At 38.6% G+C, this 3,644-nt stretch carries 12 tRNA genes and 2 pseudogenes; 1 reads left to right on the top strand and 13 read right to left on the bottom strand.

The features are described 5' to 3' along the window. Window positions 1-49: 49 nt before the first annotated feature. Window positions 50-340, top strand: a pseudogene (locus tag ABF682_RS11995) (exonuclease domain-containing protein); the annotation flags it as partial. Between the two features lie 110 nt (window positions 341-450). Here the strand turns inward: ABF682_RS11995 and ABF682_RS11990 are convergent. The 13 genes and pseudogenes from ABF682_RS11990 to ABF682_RS11930 form a co-directional block, all read right to left on the bottom strand. Further along, window positions 451-1,757: pseudogene (locus ABF682_RS11990) on the bottom strand (ammonium transporter). A 750-nt stretch (window positions 1,758-2,507) separates the two neighbouring features. After that, window positions 2,508-2,592, bottom strand: a tRNA-Leu gene (locus tag ABF682_RS11985). 48 nt (window positions 2,593-2,640) lie between these two features. Continuing rightward, a tRNA-Cys gene (locus ABF682_RS11980) sits at window positions 2,641-2,711 on the bottom strand. Between the two features lie 21 nt (window positions 2,712-2,732). Continuing rightward, window positions 2,733-2,804 (bottom strand) — tRNA-Gln (locus ABF682_RS11975). Window positions 2,805-2,812: 8 nt separating this feature from the next. Then, window positions 2,813-2,885, bottom strand: a tRNA-His gene (locus ABF682_RS11970). Window positions 2,886-2,889: 4 nt separating this feature from the next. After that, window positions 2,890-2,963: transfer RNA gene (locus ABF682_RS11965), tRNA-Trp, on the bottom strand. 12 nt (window positions 2,964-2,975) lie between these two features. Beyond that, a tRNA-Tyr gene (locus ABF682_RS11960) sits at window positions 2,976-3,058 on the bottom strand. A gap of 1 nt (window position 3,059) precedes the next feature. After that, window positions 3,060-3,135: transfer RNA gene (locus tag ABF682_RS11955), tRNA-Phe, on the bottom strand. Window positions 3,136-3,158: 23 nt separating this feature from the next. Further along, window positions 3,159-3,232 (bottom strand) — tRNA-Asp (locus ABF682_RS11950). Between the two features lie 9 nt (window positions 3,233-3,241). Beyond that, a tRNA-Val gene (locus ABF682_RS11945) sits at window positions 3,242-3,314 on the bottom strand. 4 nt (window positions 3,315-3,318) lie between these two features. Then, window positions 3,319-3,390, bottom strand: a tRNA-Glu gene (locus ABF682_RS11940). A gap of 9 nt (window positions 3,391-3,399) precedes the next feature. Then, window positions 3,400-3,491: transfer RNA gene (locus ABF682_RS11935), tRNA-Ser, on the bottom strand. Between the two features lie 15 nt (window positions 3,492-3,506). After that, window positions 3,507-3,579: transfer RNA gene (locus ABF682_RS11930), tRNA-Asn, on the bottom strand. Window positions 3,580-3,644: the final 65 nt, after the last annotated feature.

The raw sequence follows: 3,644 nt of genomic DNA, 5'->3' as shown, positions 1-3,644 counted from the left end.
GAATTGATTTTCTCATAAAGATTTCTCATCAACAGCGGTTGACAAAGAGCCATTAATTGTTGCACATAATGCAAATTTTGATTGTAGTGTTCTAAGCCATACTCTTCAATTTTACGACCTGGCTGTTCCTAATTATTTAGTTCTTGACACACTTGCAACGAGTCGCAACCTTTTTAGTTTAGATAACTACAAGCTCAATACAATTTGCTCAAATCTTGATATTACACTGAATCATCATCACAATGCGTTAGATGATAGTCGTGCCTGTGCCGATATTTTGTTGTATCAGATTAGAAATTATGGTGTTGATAAGGTATCAAACTACATTAAGTTGAAATAGCATTTCAAATAAAAAAAAGAGTTAAGTACATGTCTCTCTTATCTCCAAGCATTTTAGGAGGTAAGTCATGCCATGTATTAACTCTTTTTCTTTTATATTTTATATTAGTATTAATCTTGGGGATTATTTAAATGTGCTAATTGACCTTGAAATTCCTGTTCATATTTTCCAACATCAGCACTAGTTGTTGAAACAGTGTAATCAGCAATTTCACCATGTTCAGATTGATCAAGTCCAGTAATTTCAGCACTTTCTTCAACACGTATCTTCATGAAGAGTTTCAAAATAAATATTAGCAGGCTTGCTACAATTGTGACAAACACAATTGTAAATAACGTTCCAACGATTTGAATCAATAATTGGTGGAAGCCTCCACCATAAAATAATCCATTGCTAATAGAACTATTAGCGAATTTACTTGCAAACGCACCAGTTAAAATTGATCCTACAATCCCTGAAACACCGTGGCAACCAAATGCATCTAGTGGATCATCATATTTTAATTTTGGTTTGACATATGTGATAAACAAATAACTCACGATTGCACTCAAAGCGCCAATCCAAAACGCACCAGCACCCGTTACAAAACCTGTTGCGGGGGTAATTCCGACAAGCCCACAAATTGTTCCTGTACACGCACCCTCCAATGTAGGTTTACCAACGACGACCATATCCAAAACCATCCAAGTAACTAATGCTGCAGCCGTAGCAACAGTAGTTGTCAAGAATGCCTGAACAGCAATTTCCGTCATGCCGAGTGCCGAACCAGCATTAAAACCATACCAACCAATCCAAAGAATTGTTGTACCTAAGAGTACCCAAGGTAAATTATAATGACTCTGTTTTTCTTTTCCAAAGTTAATTCTCTTACCAAGGAACACTGAAAGTACCAGAGCAGTAACACCTGCATTGATATGAACAACTGTTCCACCAGCAAAATCCAAAACACCATATGAAGCAAGCAGACCATTGCTACTCCATACCATATGTACCATTGGATAATAAATGAAAATTGACCATAAAATAATAAAAATAAGCAAAAAATTAAATTTCATCCTACCAACTACCGCTCCAACAAAGAGTGCAGGTGTAATAATAGCAAACATCATTTGAAACAGTAAAAAGGTACCAACGTTAATTCCAAGCTCTTTCGACTGTAATTGAGCTAAGTTCAAACCATCTAGAAAGAAATGCTTAACAGTTCCAATTACGCCGCCAATATTCCATTGAATGAGAGTTCATAACCAACTGCTGCATAAAGTAAAACAGCAACTCCACAAATTACAAAGACTGAAAACATTGTATTAACAACATTCTTTTTTGAAACCAATCCACCATAGAAAAAAGCTAAACCAGGTGTCATAAAAAATACTAGAACACACGAAATAATCAAAAATGTAGTATTAGCTGCATTCATATAAGAATCCCCCCTATTTGATGTCACAAATTATAACATCACATGCAATTGGATGTCTACAAAAAAAATAAAACTGTTTATATCTAATTTAATTCTATATTTTTATTTTTTTTATAAAGATATATTACCCTTTATTAATCAAAAGCAAGCTATATTCATCGAATTTTTGATCTTTCTATTTTTGTAAAGTATAACTTCTTACATGCTCACGATACTAACTTTAATTTTTTAGGACGAAAATTCAGCCTTAAATCTTCTAAACTGCTCATACAATATTCTTTTTTTAGATATGTCTGAGTTACAATCTGGATACCTATTTCAAAGAATATCTAATTCCATCAATATAGAATAATTCACGAATAAACCTAGATTATAAGCAGACAGCAATGCATATTTACTAAATTATTCCGTTATTTATTTGAAAAACAGCATCGATTGATCAACAATTGGATTTTGACCTATCATTAATAGTCTTGTAACTCTTGTAAAAGCTGCAAACTCAGTGACAATAATTCTAAGGTTGAATTATACCTATTCCAAGTAAATAGTATGCCAGAAAGGCTCTCCTATCAGATGGTAAAATTTGAGAACCAACACGAAATTACGAATATCTTATACACTTTACTACCGGTTTTCTGCTGTTAGCAGCAAAATTGCAACAACTTCATAATTAATTATTTTTATTAAAAATAAAAAAGCCCCAACCATACGGTTTAAGACTTTCTTATTGCTTCTAATTATAACTAAAAATACCGGTGATCGGGGTCGAACCGATACGCCCTCAACGGGCACTGGATTTTGAGTCCAGCGCGTCTGCCAATTCCGCCACACCGGCATATTACAAGGTAAAACTATACTACAGTTAGCGCCTAAAAGCAACTAAAGGCGGTAACCGGATTTGAACCGGTGATGAAGGTTTTGCAGACCTCTGCCTTACCACTTGGCTATACCGCCAGATATAGTACAAATCCAAAACTGGGTTAGCTGGATTCGAACCAGCGCATGAGGGAGTCAAAGTCCCTTGCCTTACCACTTGGCTATAACCCAATTTTAAAGGCGATAGGTGGGAATCGAACCCACGCGTGCCGGAGCCACAATCCGGTGCGTTAACCACTTCGCCACTATCGCCATATGGCAGGGGTAGTAGGAATTGAACCCACACTGACGGTTTTGGAGACCGTAGTTCTACCTTTAAACTATACCCCTATTATTAAAAAATGGAAGGGAGTGGATTCGAACCACCGAACCCGAAGGAGCGGATTTACAGTCCGCCGCGTTTAGCCAGACTTCGCTACCCTTCCATGGTGGCGCGGGACAGAATCGAACTGCCGACACATGGAGCTTCAATCCATTGCTCTACCGACTGAGCTACCGAGCCATCATAAATATTAAAATATAAAACGGTCCTAGACGGATTTGAACCGACGATCTCCTGCGTGACAGGCAGGCGTGATAGACCCCTACACTATAGGACCGTAATATTATGGAGGATACAGGGCTCGAACCTGTGACCCTCTGCTTGTAAGGCAGACGCTCTCCCAACTGAGCTAATCCTCCAATATGACCCGTACGGGATTTGAACCCATGTTACCGCCGTGAAAGGGCGGTGTCTTAACCACTTGACCAACGGGTCATTCTGCAACGGAGAGTAAGGGATTCGAACCCTTGAAACAGGTCATAACCCGTTTACATGATTTCCAATCATGCTCCTTCGGCCAACTCGGACAACTCTCCAGCACATATGCTAAACTCCGGCAGGCGGGCTCGAACCGTCGACAACCTGATTAACAGTCAGGTGCTCTACCAACTGAGCTATGCCGGAATAACTATAAGCACGGCAACGACCTATCCTCGCAGGGGGCGATCCCCCAACTACTATCGGCGCGA

Origin of the sequence: Liquorilactobacillus sp., from assembly GCF_047719775.1 — a bacterium.
In the GTDB taxonomy this organism is placed as follows: Bacteria; Bacillota; Bacilli; order Lactobacillales; family Lactobacillaceae; genus Liquorilactobacillus.
The sequence above is the reverse complement of the archived record's forward strand: the minus strand, read 5'-3'. Positions and strand labels throughout refer to the sequence as shown.